The sequence below is a fragment of the Nonomuraea angiospora genome (assembly GCF_014873145.1).
Taxonomy (GTDB): Bacteria; Actinomycetota; Actinomycetes; order Streptosporangiales; family Streptosporangiaceae; genus Nonomuraea; species Nonomuraea angiospora.
The window spans coordinates 3,631,874-3,645,463 of sequence record NZ_JADBEK010000001.1; the positions used below are offsets into that span (position 1 = coordinate 3,631,874).

17 protein-coding genes are annotated in these 13,590 nt (G+C 72.3%); 14 read left to right on the forward strand and 3 right to left on the reverse strand.

The features are described 5' to 3' along the window. The first annotated feature begins 6 nt into the window (after window positions 1–6). Genes H4W80_RS16485 through H4W80_RS16495 form a run of 3 tightly spaced genes read left to right on the forward strand, consistent with a single transcriptional unit; the run spans window position 7 to window position 2,746 of the window. Window positions 7–924, forward strand: a complete 918-nt coding sequence (locus H4W80_RS16485) for a LysR family transcriptional regulator (protein WP_192785904.1) — start codon at window positions 7–9, stop codon at window positions 922–924. Further along, window positions 891–1,919, forward strand: coding sequence for a chorismate-binding protein (locus H4W80_RS16490; RefSeq protein ID WP_192785905.1), 1,029 nt, complete (start codon window positions 891–893; stop codon window positions 1,917–1,919). Before H4W80_RS16485 ends, H4W80_RS16490 begins: the two co-directional genes overlap by 34 nt. Further along, complete coding sequence (locus H4W80_RS16495; protein WP_192785906.1) at window positions 1,916–2,746, forward strand: aminotransferase class IV; 831 nt, start codon at window positions 1,916–1,918, stop codon at window positions 2,744–2,746. The genes H4W80_RS16490 and H4W80_RS16495 overlap by 4 nt, the downstream gene beginning before the upstream one ends. 20 nt (window positions 2,747–2,766) lie before the next feature. Here the strand turns inward: H4W80_RS16495 and H4W80_RS16500 are convergent, their stop codons facing one another. After that, window positions 2,767–4,161, reverse strand: a complete 1,395-nt coding sequence (locus H4W80_RS16500; RefSeq protein WP_192785907.1) for a hypothetical protein — start codon at window positions 4,159–4,161, stop codon at window positions 2,767–2,769. 77 nt (window positions 4,162–4,238) lie between these two features. Between H4W80_RS16500 and H4W80_RS16505 the strand changes: the two genes are divergently transcribed. The 7 genes from H4W80_RS16505 (at window position 4,239) to H4W80_RS16535 (ending at window position 9,082) form a co-directional block, all read left to right on the forward strand. Beyond that, window positions 4,239–4,670, forward strand: a complete 432-nt coding sequence (locus tag H4W80_RS16505; protein ID WP_192785908.1) for a nuclear transport factor 2 family protein — start codon at window positions 4,239–4,241, stop codon at window positions 4,668–4,670. Window positions 4,671–4,770: 100 nt separating this feature from the next. Beyond that, window positions 4,771–5,508 (forward strand): IclR family transcriptional regulator, encoded by a 738-nt coding sequence (locus tag H4W80_RS16510; RefSeq protein ID WP_192785909.1) that lies wholly within the window; start codon window positions 4,771–4,773, stop codon window positions 5,506–5,508. Between the two features lie 14 nt (window positions 5,509–5,522). Continuing rightward, window positions 5,523–5,744, forward strand: a complete 222-nt coding sequence (locus H4W80_RS60735) for a DUF4291 family protein (protein WP_318786899.1) — start codon at window positions 5,523–5,525, stop codon at window positions 5,742–5,744. Between the two features lie 24 nt (window positions 5,745–5,768). Beyond that, entirely contained in the window at window positions 5,769–6,425 is a 657-nt protein-coding gene (locus tag H4W80_RS16520) for a Rossmann-fold NAD(P)-binding domain-containing protein (RefSeq protein WP_192785910.1), read from the forward strand. A gap of 88 nt (window positions 6,426–6,513) precedes the next feature. After that, window positions 6,514–7,590, forward strand: coding sequence for an LLM class flavin-dependent oxidoreductase (locus H4W80_RS16525; protein WP_192785911.1), 1,077 nt, complete (start codon window positions 6,514–6,516; stop codon window positions 7,588–7,590). Window positions 7,591–7,613: 23 nt separating this feature from the next. After that, window positions 7,614–8,228 (forward strand): FMN reductase, encoded by a 615-nt coding sequence (locus H4W80_RS16530; protein WP_192785912.1) that lies wholly within the window; start codon window positions 7,614–7,616, stop codon window positions 8,226–8,228. 89 nt (window positions 8,229–8,317) lie between these two features. After that, window positions 8,318–9,082: a chitosanase gene (locus H4W80_RS16535; protein ID WP_318786900.1), complete on the forward strand. Its 765-nt coding sequence runs from the start codon at window positions 8,318–8,320 to the stop codon at window positions 9,080–9,082. Window positions 9,083–9,123: 41 nt separating this feature from the next. Here the strand turns inward: H4W80_RS16535 and H4W80_RS16540 are convergent, their stop codons facing one another. Beyond that, window positions 9,124–10,035: an NHL repeat-containing protein gene (locus tag H4W80_RS16540; RefSeq protein ID WP_192785913.1), complete on the reverse strand. Its 912-nt coding sequence runs from the start codon at window positions 10,033–10,035 to the stop codon at window positions 9,124–9,126. A gap of 152 nt (window positions 10,036–10,187) precedes the next feature. Here H4W80_RS16540 and H4W80_RS16545 point away from each other — a divergent pair, with 152 nt between their 5' ends. Genes H4W80_RS16545 through H4W80_RS16560 form a run of 4 tightly spaced genes read left to right on the forward strand, consistent with a single transcriptional unit; the run spans window position 10,188 to window position 12,880 of the window. Then, on the forward strand, window positions 10,188–10,697 hold the full coding sequence (locus H4W80_RS16545; protein ID WP_192785914.1) for a hypothetical protein: 510 nt from the start codon (window positions 10,188–10,190) through the stop codon (window positions 10,695–10,697). Window positions 10,698–10,725: 28 nt separating this feature from the next. Next, window positions 10,726–11,331 (forward strand): cyclodeaminase/cyclohydrolase family protein, encoded by a 606-nt coding sequence (locus H4W80_RS16550; protein ID WP_192785915.1) that lies wholly within the window; start codon window positions 10,726–10,728, stop codon window positions 11,329–11,331. Continuing rightward, window positions 11,328–12,155: a bifunctional 5,10-methylenetetrahydrofolate dehydrogenase/5,10-methenyltetrahydrofolate cyclohydrolase gene (locus H4W80_RS16555; protein ID WP_192785916.1), complete on the forward strand. Its 828-nt coding sequence runs from the start codon at window positions 11,328–11,330 to the stop codon at window positions 12,153–12,155. The genes H4W80_RS16550 and H4W80_RS16555 overlap by 4 nt, the downstream gene beginning before the upstream one ends. Next, a complete protein-coding gene (locus H4W80_RS16560; RefSeq protein ID WP_318786901.1) occupies window positions 12,152–12,880 on the forward strand; it encodes a type 1 glutamine amidotransferase in 729 nt (242 codons plus the stop codon). The genes H4W80_RS16555 and H4W80_RS16560 overlap by 4 nt, the downstream gene beginning before the upstream one ends. Here H4W80_RS16560 and H4W80_RS16565 read toward each other — a convergent pair. After that, complete coding sequence (locus tag H4W80_RS16565; RefSeq protein ID WP_192785917.1) at window positions 12,849–13,589, reverse strand: sulfite exporter TauE/SafE family protein; 741 nt, start codon at window positions 13,587–13,589, stop codon at window positions 12,849–12,851. The two genes, H4W80_RS16560 and H4W80_RS16565, sit on opposite strands and share 32 nt — an antisense overlap. Window position 13,590 lies beyond the last annotated feature (1 nt).

Consider the following 13,590-nt stretch of genomic DNA (forward strand, 5'->3'; position numbering starts at 1 on the left):
TCAGCCATGCGAGATCTGAATGCCTTGGACCCGGGAGCGCTGCGGCTGTTCCACGAGGTCGCCGCGAGCGGCTCCTTCACGGCCGCCGCCGAGCTGCTCGGATACACCCAGTCGGCGGTCTCCCGCCGCGTCGCCGCGCTGGAGCGCGCCACCGGCGGGCCGCTCTTCGAGCGCCTGCCGCGCGGGGTGCGCCTGACCCCGGCGGGGAAGGCGCTGCACCGGCACGCCGTGGCCGTGCTCGACCGGCTCGAACGCGCGGGCGAGGAGCTGGCCGCCATCCACACCGGCCGGGGCGGGACGCTGCGGGTGGGCGCGTTCGCCACCGCCAACGTGGACCTGGTGCCGGGCACGCTGAAACGGTTCGCCGAGCGGCGGCCCGACGTGGAGCTGCGGCTGGTCGAGGGGCTGACCTCGCGGCTGATGGACCGGCTGCGCGGGGGCGCGCTCGACGTGGCCGTGATCAGCGACTACCCGGCCGGGCTGTCCCCCGAGGGCGTCCGTACGGTGCCGCTGCGCGAGGACCGGCTGCTGGTCGCGCTGCCCGGCGGCCACCGCCTGGCCGCCGAGGCCGACGTGGACCTGCGGGACCTGGCCGACGAGAGGTGGATCGAGGCCGCCCCGCGCGGGCAGCCGACCCTGCTGGTGACCGCGTGCGCGGCGGCCGGGTTCACGCCGCGCGGCGGGCTGCGGGTGGCCGAGTGGACGGGCAAGTTCGGGTTCGTCGCCGCGGGGCTCGGGGTGACGCTGGTGCCGGAGCTGGCGGCGCGGGCCGTGCCGCGGGACCTGGTGCTGCGGCCGCTGCGGGGCATGGCGCCCGCGCGGAAGGTGTACGCGGCCCTGCCCGAGACGCCGCTGCCGGCCGCGCTGGAGCTCGTCGAAATGCTGGGAGAATGGACAATGTGTACGACGGTTTCGCCCACTTAGGCCACGTGTACGCGACCGGGTTGCGTGACGTGACCTCCGACCTGGCCGCGCTCGACGGCGAGGGCTGGTGGGCTGTCGTCGTCGACTACGAGGGCAAGGTGACGTGCGCCCGGTTCGACCGGGTGCGCGAGTCACCCCTGCCCGCCCCCGCCCGCCCCTGGCACGGGCCCCGGCCCGACCAGTGGCGCAGCTCGCTCGATCAGGCCGCCTACGAGCGCGGCGTGCGCGCCATCCGCGGCCACATCGAGCGGGGCGAGGTCTACCAGGCGAACCTCTGCCGGATCCTGACGGCCCCCGTCCCGGCCGACGCCGACCCGCTCGCCCTGGCCGCCCGGCTGGCCGCGGGCAACCCCGCGCCGTACGCGGCCGTCATCCGGGTGCCCGGCCTGAGCGTGGTGTCCGCATCGCCCGAGCTCTACCTGTCGCGTGACGGCGACGTGGTGGAGTCCAGGCCCATCAAGGGCACCGGCGCGACCGCGGACGACCTCCTCGACAAGGACTACGCCGAGAACGTCATGATCGTCGACCTCGTCCGCAACGACCTCGGCAGGGTCGCGGCCGTCGGCTCGGTCGAGGTGCCGTCGCTCTGCGCCGTCGAGGAGCACCCCGGGCTCGTCCATCTCGTCTCCACCGTCCGGGCCAGGCTGGCGCCGGGGGCGGGCTGGCCCGAGCTCTTCGCGGCGACTTTCCCGCCCGGATCTGTCACGGGCGCGCCCAAGTCGTCGGCTCTGCGCATCATCAACGAGCTCGAACCTGCTCCCCGGGGGCCGTACTGTGGGGCTGTGGGCTGGGTCGACGCCGACCGCCGCCGGGCGGCGCTGGCCGTGGGCATCAGAACATTCTGGATCTCGCCATTGGCCCACGGCCAGGGCGAGCTCCGATTCGGCACGGGAGCGGGCATCACCTGGGGCAGCGATCCCAGGCGCGAATGGCTCGAGACCGAGCTCAAAGCAGCCAGGCTCATCGCACTGGCATCCACAGGAGGAACTACATGAACATCCCTGTCTGGGTCAACGGCGAGCTGATCGACCCCGCGCAGGCCACCGTCTCGGTGTTCGACCACGGACTCATGGTCGGCGACGGCGTCTTCGAGACCATCAAGATCGTCCAGGGCCGGTCGTTCGCGCTCACCCGCCACCTCGACCGGCTCACGCTCTCCGCCCAGCGCATGGACCTGCCCGAGCCCGACGTCGACGCCATCGCCGACGGCATCGGCAAGCTCCTGGCCGTCGCGCCCGCGTGGGAGCTCGGCCGCATCCGCGTCACCTACACCAGCGGCCCCGGCCCCCTGGGCTCCGACCGCGGCGACCAGGGCACCACCTCCGTCGTCATCGTGGACGAGCAGAAGCCGTTCCCGGCCACCGCCGCCGTCACCGTCGTCCCCTGGCCCCGCAACGAGCGCGGCGCCCTGTCCGGGGTCAAGAGCACCTCGTACGGCGACAACGCCAAGGCCCTGCTGTACGCCAAGAAGCGCGGGGGCGGCGAGGCCATCTTCGGCAACCTGGCGGGCGACCTCTGCGAGGGCACCGGCTCCAACATCTTCATCGTCCGCGACGGCCGCCTGCTCACCCCCACCCTCGAGGCCGGCTGCCTGGCCGGGGTGACCAGGGCGCTGGTGCTCGAATGGTGCGGCGGGGAGGAGACCGACGTGCCGCTGTCGGCGCTGTACGAGGCCGAGGAGGCGTTCCTCACCTCGACGACCCGCGACGTCCAGCCGATCAAGCTCGTCGACGACACCGAGCTGCCGATCGCTCCCGGCCCGATCACCACCAAGGCCATGCGGATCTTCGCCGAGCGTTCCGCAGCCGACCTCAACCCGTAGGCCGCGAGGGGGGCCGGGCGTCACCTGTGGACGACCGGCTCCTTCTGCTCGCCGGGGAACACCATGACCAGCAGCTCCACGGCGCCGTCCGGCGGGTACGCGACCTGATCGACCAGCTCGCGCCCGCGCAGGTGGACCCGGACCCGGTAATGCCCGGGGCCGGCCGTCGTGAGGTCCGTGACGCGGCGCCCGTGGCCGTCGGAGAGGGTCAGCGAGCCTTTCGGGCTCTCGTAGCCGACCTCGACGACCTCCTTCCAGCCTCTGGTCTCCAGCGGCGGCCGCCGGGAGTAGGACTCGATGGTCACGCAGGCGTGCCCGATCTCGTCGGCCGCCCAGATGGCCAGCGCTCCGGGCTCGCTCCCGACCAGGTTCTCGACCAGGTCGGGAGCGCGGCCCTCGTAGCCGTCCTCCCATCCCTGGACGGTCCAGAACTCGGTGAACATCGTGGCGCGCCGCTGGCGTACCGGCTTGATCCTGGGGCGGTGGGTCCGGTGCCGGGCGCAGGCCCGCTCCTTCCCTGCGACGTACGCGGCCTGCTCCTCCTGCTTCCGCGTCTCCTGCTCCGCCTGCCGGCTCGCCACGGAGGGGCAGAGCATGGCCAGCGCCGGCAGCAGGGACGCGTGGGGCGCCTCCCGCACGGCGGGCGCGCCGGTGTCGCCGCCGTTCCGTTCGGCCAGGCCGCACAGGTGGTGTCCCTGGGCCAGGACGATCCGGTCGGACGACTCGTTCCACTCCTCGATGCCCTCGGTTGAGTAGAAGCCGTAGCCGCGGACCCGGCACAGGAAGTCCTTCTCCTCCTTGCGCAGCCCCTCGACCGTGCCGCCGCCGAATCCGGCGCAGTCGAGCTCGGCGTCGGTGCTCACCTTGCCCGGGGGGACGGACCCGACCGCGACCAGCAGGGTCGCCGTCACCGTCAGGACCACGGCCGCCGTACGGGCGAGGCGGCCCCGCCGGACGGGCGCGCGCCGGGGAGGGCGCGCCGCGAGCAGGACCAGGATCGGGGGCGCCAGGGCGTAGAGGTCCATGGGACTTACGGCGTTCCAGGGGTCCAGGCATCGCGCGTCGAGGGCGTACACGAGGATCTGCGGGAGGCAGGTCAGGAGCAGGACGGTGGCCGCGGAGCGGGCGAGGATCCGGCCGAGCCGGTCACGCCCCTTCCGCAGGCTCGCGTACCAGCCCGCGAAGCCGAGGACGATCACCGGTGCGCCGCCGTACGAGAAGAGCGGGAAGTCCCGCAGCATGTTGGCCCAGGAGCGGACGTACAGGTCGGTCCAGCACGAATACATGGTCACGAACCCGTACACACCCGGGGCGTACTCGGGTTCGGACAGGAGCGAGTCGATCCGGTACAGGACGCCGGGCAGCACCGCGAGCAGCACCGCCGACGCCCAGAGGGCCGATGATCGTCGGGACACGACAGCGAACACTACCTTCCCGCTCGCGGCCGCAGAATGATCTGGCCAACGAGCGCGCACCGCGCGACGATCACCCCATGGACACGCAGGAGATCGCCGATCGGCTCGAAATCACCGGGCTGCTGGCCCGCTACACCCGCGCCATCGACTCCGGCCAGTGGGACCTGCTCGACGAGGTGTTCAGCCCGGACGCGGTGATCGACTACCGTGCCACCGGCGGCATCAGGGGCACCCGGGACGAGGTCAAGGCCTGGCTCGCCGAGGTGCTGGCGCACTGGCCGGGGCGGCTGCACCTCATCGGGGCCCCGGCCATCGACTTCCAGGACGGCGAGGCGCGCGTGAGCGCCCCCTTCACCGACACCCTCGCCCCCACCAGGGACATGGTCGCCGCGGACACCGCGGGCTTCCTGCACGGCGGCGGCTGGTACCACCATCGCCTGCGGCGCACCTCCGGCGGGTGGCGCAGCGTGGAGCTGGTGGAGGAGCAGGCCTGGCGCACCGTCCGGTGATCCGGTCACCGTCCGGCCGCTCAGGGCACGGCCGCCGACGGCTGCAAGCTCGGTCCTTCGCGTTAGGGCGGAGAAGCCGACTCGGCGGCATGCTGTATGGATGACAGGGGATGAACCCAGCGATCTGATCCGCAGCGTCTCCCGCGCGCTCCGCGTGCTGGAAGAGGTCTCGCGTGCCGACCGGCCGCTGTCGGTCAAGGTCATCGCCCGCCGATGCGGCCTTAACCTGTCCACCTCGTACCATCTCGTCCGCACCCTGTGCTACGAGGGCTACCTGCACCGGCTGCCCGACGGCGACTACCTGCCGGGCTCGCAGGTGGCCGAGCGGTTCCACGAGATGCTGGAGTCGTTCGAGCGGCCGCCGCGCGCCTCGGAGGTGCTGCGGCACCTGGCCGACGCCTCCGGCCACACCGCCTACCTGGCCCAGCTCGCCGACGGGCGGCTGATGGTCGTGGAGGTGGCCGAGGGGCCGCGCTCGCCGTGGCTGGAGGACCTGCAGGCGGGCCTGGAGACGGCGCCGCACGCCACCGCGCTCGGCAAGGCGCTGCTGCTGTCCCTCCCGCCCCATGTCCGGCGCGGCGTGCTCACCGGGCACGGCATGCAACGCTTCACCTCCGTGACCCCTTCGAGCGTGGAGGAGCTGGAGGAGGAGCTGGCGGGGTTACGGCCGGGGCAGGTGGTGGAGGAGCACGGTCAGTTCAGGCAGGACGTGGCGTGCGCGGGCGCGATCGTGCCGGGGACGCAGTGGGCGATCGGCATCTCGGCCCGCGGCCTGACCGTCCCGACCCCCGCCGCCGCCCACCTGGCCCTCGCGGTCCGGGACCTGGCGGGGCCATAATCCGTTGCCCTCCGGTGCGGCTCTTCGCCAGTCTGGGCGGCATGGACGTCCCCTACCGGCAGATCCGCGCCGCCTACACCGACGACTCGATCACCGTCTACCAGGCTTACGACGCCGCCATCGCCGGGCCGGCCGTGGCGGCGCAGCGGTTCGTGGCGCCGTTCAAGCTCGGCGGTCGTGGCGCGTGCGGACGTGAGCGGCCTGCTGCCCGTGGAGCGGCCCTATCCCCTGCCTGACGAGATCCAGGAGACAATCGGGGTATGAGGGTGATCCTGTTCGGGGCGACCGGGATGGTCGGGCGCGGGGTGCTCAGGGAGTGCCTGCTCGACGACCGGGTGGACGCCGTGCTCACCGTCGGGCGCGCCCCCACGGGGGTCGTCCACGGCAAGCTGCGCGAGATCACCCACCGCGACCTGCTCGATCTCGCCCCGATCGAGGGCGAGCTGGCCGGCTACGACGCCTGCTTCTTCTGCCTCGGGGTCTCGTCGGCGGGCATGAGCGAGCGGGACTACCGGCGGATCACCTACGACGTCACGCTGGCCGCCGGGCGCACGCTCGCCCGGCTCAACCCCGGCTCGACGTTCGTGTACGTGTCGGGCGCCGGCACCGACGCCCAGGGGCGCTCGATGTGGGCCAGGGTGAAGGGCGCGACCGAGAACGCGCTGCTGGAGCTGCCCTTCGAGGCCTACATGTTCCGGCCCGGCTACATCCAGCCGATGCACGGCGTCACGTCGCGGACCCGGGTCTACCGGCTGGCCTACGTGGTGACGCGGCCGCTCTACCCGATCCTGCGGCGGCTGTTCGCGTCGGCGGTCACCACGACGGAGCGCATCGGCCGGGCCATGATCGCGGTCGCCGAGCGCGGCGCCCCCAAGCGGATCCTCGGCCCGTCCGACATCAACGCGCTGGCTGCCTAGCCGGTCGGCGCACCATGGTGGAATATCTCAGCGGGGCTGTGCGCTACCGTATCCGTCAAAGATTCAACAGTCATGGATGGTGACTAAAGTGCAGTTCGGAATCTTCAGTGTGGGCGACGTCACCACTGACCCCACCACGGGCAGGACGCCGACGGAGCACGAGCGGATCAAGGCGATGGTGGCGATCGCGCTCAAGGCCGAGGAGGTCGGGCTCGACGTGTTCGCGACCGGCGAGCACCACAACCCGCCCTTCGTGCCGTCCTCGCCGACCACCATGCTCGGCTACATCGCGGCCAAGACGGAGCGCCTGATCCTGTCCACCGCCACCACGTTGATCACGACCAACGACCCGGTGAAGATCGCCGAGGACTTCGCCATGCTCCAGCACCTGGCGGACGGCCGGGTGGACCTCATGCTGGGCCGGGGCAACACCGGGCCCGTCTACCCGTGGTTCGGCCAGGACATCAGGCAGGGCATCCCGCTCGCCGTCGAGAACTACTCCCTACTGCACAAGCTCTGGCACGAGGACGTCGTCGACTGGGAGGGGCGCTTCCGCACCCCGCTGCAGGGCTTCACCTCGACGCCCCGCCCGCTGGACGGGGTGCCGCCGTTCGTGTGGCACGGCTCGATCCGCAGCCCCGAGATCGCCGAGCAGGCCGCCTACTACGGCGACGGCTTCTTCGCCAACAACATCTTCTGGCCGAAGGAGCACTTCATGCGCCTGATCCACCTCTACCGCCAGCGCTACGCGCACTACGGCCACGGCACGGCGGAGCAGGCCGTCGTGGGCCTGGGCGGCCAGGTGTTCATGCGCAAGAGCTCGCAGGACGCGGTGCGCGAGTTCCGCCCGTACTTCGACGTCGCCCCCGTGTACGGCCACGGGCCGTCGCTGGAGGAGTTCATGGCGGAGACGCCGCTCACCGTGGGCAGCCCGCAGCAGGTCATCGACAGGACCCTCGAGTTCAGGGACTACTTCGGCGACTACCAGCGCCAGCTGTTCCTGATGGACCACGCGGGCCTGCCGCTGAAGACCGTGCTGGAGCAGCTCGACCTCCTCGGCGAGGAGGTCGTGCCGGTACTGCGCAAGGAGTTCGCCAAGGACCGCCCCGCCGAGGTGCCGGACGGGCCCACCCACGCGGCCCGCGTCCCGGCCGTCACCGCCTGACCACCGGAAAGGAGACCGACCAGATGAAGCTCGCCGTCGTCACGGCGGGGCTGACCCAGCCCTCCTCCAGCCGCCTGCTCGCCGACCGCCTGACGCAGGCGGTCACGGGCCAGGCGCAGGCCGAGGTACGCGTGATCGAGCTGCGCGACCTCGCCGTGGACATCGCGAACAACTTCGTGACCGGCTTCCCGAACGCCCGGCTGCGCGAGGCGATCGAGGCGGTGACGGAGGCCGACGGGCTCATCGCGGTCACGCCGATCTTCAGCGGCTCGTACAGCGGCCTGTTCAAGTCCTTCTTCGACGTGATCGACGACGGGGCGCTGGCCGGCAAGCCCGTGCTGATCGCCGCCACCGGCGGCACGGCCCGGCACTCGCTGGCGCTGGAGCACGCGCTGCGCCCGCTCTTCGCCTACCTGCGCGCCGTCGTCGTCCCCACCGCCGTGTACGCGGCCTCGGAGGACTGGGGCGGCGCGGCCGACGCCTTCACCGACGGCCTCGGCCCGCGCATCGCCCGCGCCGCCGAGGAGCTGGCCGACCTGCTGCTGCACCGCGGGCCCAGGGCCCAGTCCAAGGAGGGGGCCGAGGAGGAGGTCGTCCCGTTCGAGCAGCAGCTGGCCGCGCTGCGACCCTTGGACTAGTTTTCACAACATGAGCCCCAAACCTTGACTTATCGGAGTATGTTTCGTTAGGAAGCTTTCCTAACCTCCATCCTCCTCCAGGGGCTCATGTGCTGACCGCCACCCTCCTGACCCTCTCCCTCGCCGTCACCGGCACCGGCCCGGCCGACCTCGACGATCCGCACAAGAAGGACATCGCCATGCAGCTGGTGTCCAGCGCGGAGAACTCCTCGCTCGACTGGAAGGCCCAGTACGGCTACATCGAGGACATCGACGACGACCGCGGCTACACGGCGGGGATCATCGGCTTCTGCTCGGGCACCGGCGACATGCTGGAGCTGGTCGAGCTCTACACCGAGCGCAAGCCCGGCAACGTCCTCGCCAAGTACTTACCGGCCCTGCGCAAGGTCAACGGCTCCGCCTCCCACAAGGGCCTCGACCCGAACTTCACCAAGGACTGGAAGACGGCCGCCAAGGACAGCGCCTTCCAGCAGGCCCAGAACGACGAGCGCGACCGCGTGTACTTCAACCCGGCCGTCGACCAGGCCAAGCAGGACGGGCTGCGCGCGCTCGGCCAGTTCGTCTACTACGACGCCATGGTCATGCACGGGCCGGGCAGCGACAAGCTGAGCTTCGGCGGCATCAGGAAGTCGGCCCTGGCCAAGGCCAAGCCGCCCGCGCAGGGCGGGAACGAGGTGACGTACCTCAACGCGTTCCTGGACGCCAGGAAGGCGGCGATGAAGGCGGAGGAGGCGCACGAGGACACCACGCGCGTGGACACGATGCAGCGCGTCTTCCTCAAGAACGGCAACCTCGACCTGAACCCGCCACTGACCTGGAAGGTCTACGGCGACAGCTACACAATTAAGAAGTAGGGCCCGGACGGGCAGGGCGGCCCCTGCCCGTCCAGGGATTGTCAGCGCTTGACGGCGACCACCGAGTACGGCGTGTCCGGGGCCGGGGTCGTCGTGAAGCGGGCGTTGGGCAGGTAGAGGCGCTTGCCGGAGGCGGCGACCGTCGTCGGCACGTCGAACCGCGGATCGGTCAGCCGTTTCACGACTTTTCCGGATGCGCCGTCGCGCGTCAGGCTGATGACGGCGATCGCGTTCAGGCGGTTCTGCACCGCGTACAGGGTCCGTCCCTCCAGCAGCAGGCCGTCGCCGTTGACCAGCGACTCGCCGCCCAGGTCCACCTCCGTGGTGACGCCGGAGGACGGGTCGACCTCGAACAGCTTGCCGGTGTTCGACTGGACGATCAGCAGCGACTCCCGGTCGGGGCTGGGGGCGATGCCGTTGGCGTTGTTGCCGGTCGTGTACTGGATGGCGCCGGACAGCGGGATCTTGACGGCCTCGCCGGGGAGCGCGCCGCCGCGCCCGAGCTCCAGCTTGTACAGGACGGGGTTGCGGGAGTCGGTGAAGTACGCGGCGCGCCCGGTGAGGATGACGTCGTTGACGAACGCCGGGTCGGCGGTCAGCTTGTACGACTTGACGACCTCGCCGGTGCGCAGATCGATCACGCGGGCGTCGCCGCCGGTGCCTCCGGCCACGAACAGCCGCCCGCGCCCGTCGGTCTTGAGCCCGAGCGAGGGCGTGCCCGGGCCCTTGCTGATGACGGACCCCTCGCCGGTCCGCAGGTCGGCCCGGTAGATGTCGCCGCTCGCCCGGGAGCCGAAGTAGGCGTACGGGCCCGGCCCGGTCGCGATGCCCTCCGGCTGGAACCCGTCCGGCAGCGCGAACGTGTCGGGCTTCCCGGTGGCCTGCGCGGGCACGCCGCTGAGCAGGACCACGACGAGGGTGCTGAGTGCGGTCTTCAGGATCGCGGATCTCATGCGGCCCACGATGCCCGTGCCCGCCGCCCGGGCAAAGCCCTGAGGGCAGCCTTCACAGGGAGCTTTCAGCAAGGGCCGGGCGTGCAGGCCCACCCCCGCGCCGGAGGATGACACGGTAGATTGGGACACAAGCGAACAAACGGGGTTTAGACATGTCAAACGGTGCCCGTCATGTTCTGGGAGTGGTCGCGGGGCTGCTCCTCCCTCCGATCATCGCCGCGGGCCTCTGGTACGGCATCGGCGAATATCTGCTCAGATTCCAGTCGGCGTTCGAGCCGTCCTGGCTCGGGTTGTCCGCGATCGTGGCGTCGGGGATCGCGTTCGCGTTCCTGGCCGGCTCGCGGCTGTCGCCGATCGCCTCGCTGCTCGGCGGCCTGGCGTTCGGCGCCCTGGGCGTCCTTCCCATCGTGGAGCTGCGGGGCGTGCGGGTGCTGCCCGACCACTGGCTGCCGAATGTCATGGAGCAGGGGTTCCGGACGGTGGCGGACTCGGGGGTGCTGCTGTTCCTGGGGGTGGCGCTGGTGGTGGTCTCGCTGTTCCCGTCGCGGTGGCGGTCCTCGGGGAAGCAGGCCGTCTACCCGTCCGCGTACGACCCGGCGCCCTCGTACCTGCCGCCGTACAGCGGACCGGAGGACACCACGCGGCCGATGTACCGGGAATGAGGGACGCGTCGCCTGACAGAATGCCGCCATGCGCGACTCAAAGATCGTCGATTTCCTGGCCGAGCTGGCCGACAAGGTGCCCGCGCCCGGCGGCGGCGCCACGGCCGCCCTGCACGCGGCCCAGGGCGCCGCGCTGCTCGGCATGGTCGCCCGCTACACGACCGGGGAGAAGTACGCCGGCCAGGCCGAGACCGTCGTCGGCGTGATCGGGGAGACCGACACCCTGCGGGTCCGCGCGCTGCGGCTGGCCGAGGCGGACGCGGCGGCGTTCACCGCGGTCACGAACGCGTACCGGCTGCCCAAGGGCGAGGAGCGCAGCGCCGCCATCGCCCGGGCGCTGGCCGGCGCCGCCGAGCCGCCCGCCAGGGTGGTCGAGACCGCCACGCGGGTGGTCGAGCTGTGCGAGGTGCTGCTGCCGATCTGCAACCGCAACGTCGTCACCGACGTCGCCGCCGCCGCGGAGGCCGCCCGCGCCGCGCTCACCACCGCCCGGATCAACGTCGAGGTCAACCTGTCGGGCATCAAGGACGAGCGGGTACGCGAGGAGCTGAACGCCCGTGTCCACGGTGTGGACGCGGCCGTGGCCAGGGCAGACTGGGTGACCGCCGAGGTACGCGAGGAGATCAACCCGTGAGAACCCTGACCGGGAAAGAACTGGCCGCCGCCATCAGGGCCCAGACGGAGGCCGAGGCGGCGGCGGGCCCGCAGCCGCGGCTGGCCGTGGTGGTGGCGACGGCCGACGAGGCGAGCCTGTGGTACGTCCGCTCGATCGCCAAGGCGGCGGCCGGCGTGGGCATCGCCTGCGACATCGTCGATCTCGGCCCCGAGGCCGCGCCCGAGCGGATCGGCGAGACGCTGGCCAAGCTCAGCGCCGACGCCAACGTCCACGGCCTGATGCTGCAGACCCCGCTCCCCGCGGGCGCCTCCGCGCAGCGGCTGGCCGCGGCCATCGACCCGCGCAAGGACGTCGACGGCGCCAACCCGCTCTCGCTGGGCCGGCTCGCCGCCGGGCTGCCCGCGTTCCCGCCCGCCACGGCGGCGGCCGTGATGGCGCTGCTCGACCACTACGAGGTGGAGCTGGAGGGGCGGCGGGCGGTGGTCGTCGGGCGTTCGACCGTGGTGGGCAAGCCGCTGGCCCACCTGCTGCTCGACCGGCACGCCACGGTGACCGTCTGCCACTCGCGCACCCGGGACCTGGCCTCCGTCACCTCCGCCGCCGAGGTGCTGGTCGCGGCCGTGGGCCGCGCCGGGCTGATCGGCGCCGGGCACGTGGCGCCGGGCGCGGTGATGATCGACGTCGGCACCAACCCCACGGACGACGGCGGGCTGGCCGGCGACGTGGACTTCGACGCGGTGGCGCAGGTCGCGGGCGCGCTCACGCCGGTGCCCGGCGGGGTCGGCCCGGTGACGACCGCGCTGCTGCTGCGCCACACGGCCAGGGCGGCGAACCTCCCGTGAACGAGCAGATCCTGATCGTCCAGAACAGCAGGAGCGGCGGCCCCAGCCGGCTGGGCGACTGGCTGGAGGAGGCCGGGCTGAAGCTCGACGTCGTGCTCGCCCACGAAGGCGCTCCCCTGCCCGGCCGCCTCGACCACGCGGCCATGATCATGCTCGGCGGCGGCTACCTGCCCAGCGAGGACGACCGGGCGCCGTGGCTGGCCGGCGCCCGGCGGCTGGCGGGGCAGGCGCTGGAGGAGGGCGTGCCCTTCTTCGGCATCTGCCTGGGCGGGCAGCTGCTCGCCGAGGTCGCGGGCGGCGAGGTGACCGGCGACACCGGTGCGCCGGAGAACGGCAGCCTCCCGCTCACGATCCGGCCCGAGGCCGCGGGCGATCCGCTGTTCCACGGGCTGCCGGAGGTGGTGCCCGCGATCGAGCACCACAAGGACGCGATCACCCGGCTGCCCGGCGAGGCCGTCTGGCTGGCGGAGACGGGCGCCTGCCCCTATCAGGCGTTCCGGGTGGGCGAGCGGGCCTGGGGGGTGCAGTTCCATCCCGAGGTGCTGCCGGCGCGCATCCGCGAGTGGTCGCCGGACGGGTTCGACCCCGAGCAGGTGTACGCGCGGGCGGTGGCGGACGAGCCGGTCTCCACGCCGGTCTGGCACCGGGTCACCACCCGCTTCGCCGCGCTCGCCGCCGGGGCGCCCAAGGAGGTCAGCGCGCGTACGAGTCCCAGCCGAGCTTGACCGCCACCGCCAGCCCGCAGGCGGCCGCCAGGTAGCGCAGGCTGTTGCCCGGCAGCCGCCGCGCGATCCTGGGCCCGATCCACCCCCCGAGCAGAAACCCGGCCGCCAGCGGCGCCGCGGCGGCCCAGTCCACCGGCCCGAACAGCGCGAACCCGAGCGCGGCCACCGCGTTCGCCAGCCCGGACATCACGTTCTTCATGGCGTTCAGCTTGGCCGCCGGGTGGTCGAACATGAGGGCCAGCACGGCGAACACCATCAGCCCCCCGGCCGCGCCGAAGTACCCCGTGTAGATCGTCACGGCGAACAGCGCCGCCCGCCCCAGCACGCCGTGCTCGCCGTGCGCCCGCACCGACGGCGGCCTGACCAGCAGCAGCGAGGCCATCGCGATCAGCCAGGGCGCGATCAGCTCGAACGTCCTGGCGGGGGTGACCAGCAGCAGTAACGCCCCGGTCGCGCCGCCGACCGCGGCCACGGGGCCGAGCTTGAGCACCCGGGCGCCCTCCCCGGCCAGCTCCGGCCGCGATCCGGCGGCGGCGCCGATGCCGGTGAAGACGAGGGCGACGGTGTTGGTGACGTTCGCGGTGAGCGGGGGCAGGCCGAACGCCAGGAGCGCCGGGTAGGAGACGATCGAGGCGAGGCTGACGACCGTGCTCACCACTCCGGCCGCCACCCCGACTCCGAGCAGGCCGAGCGTTTCTCCGACGATCACT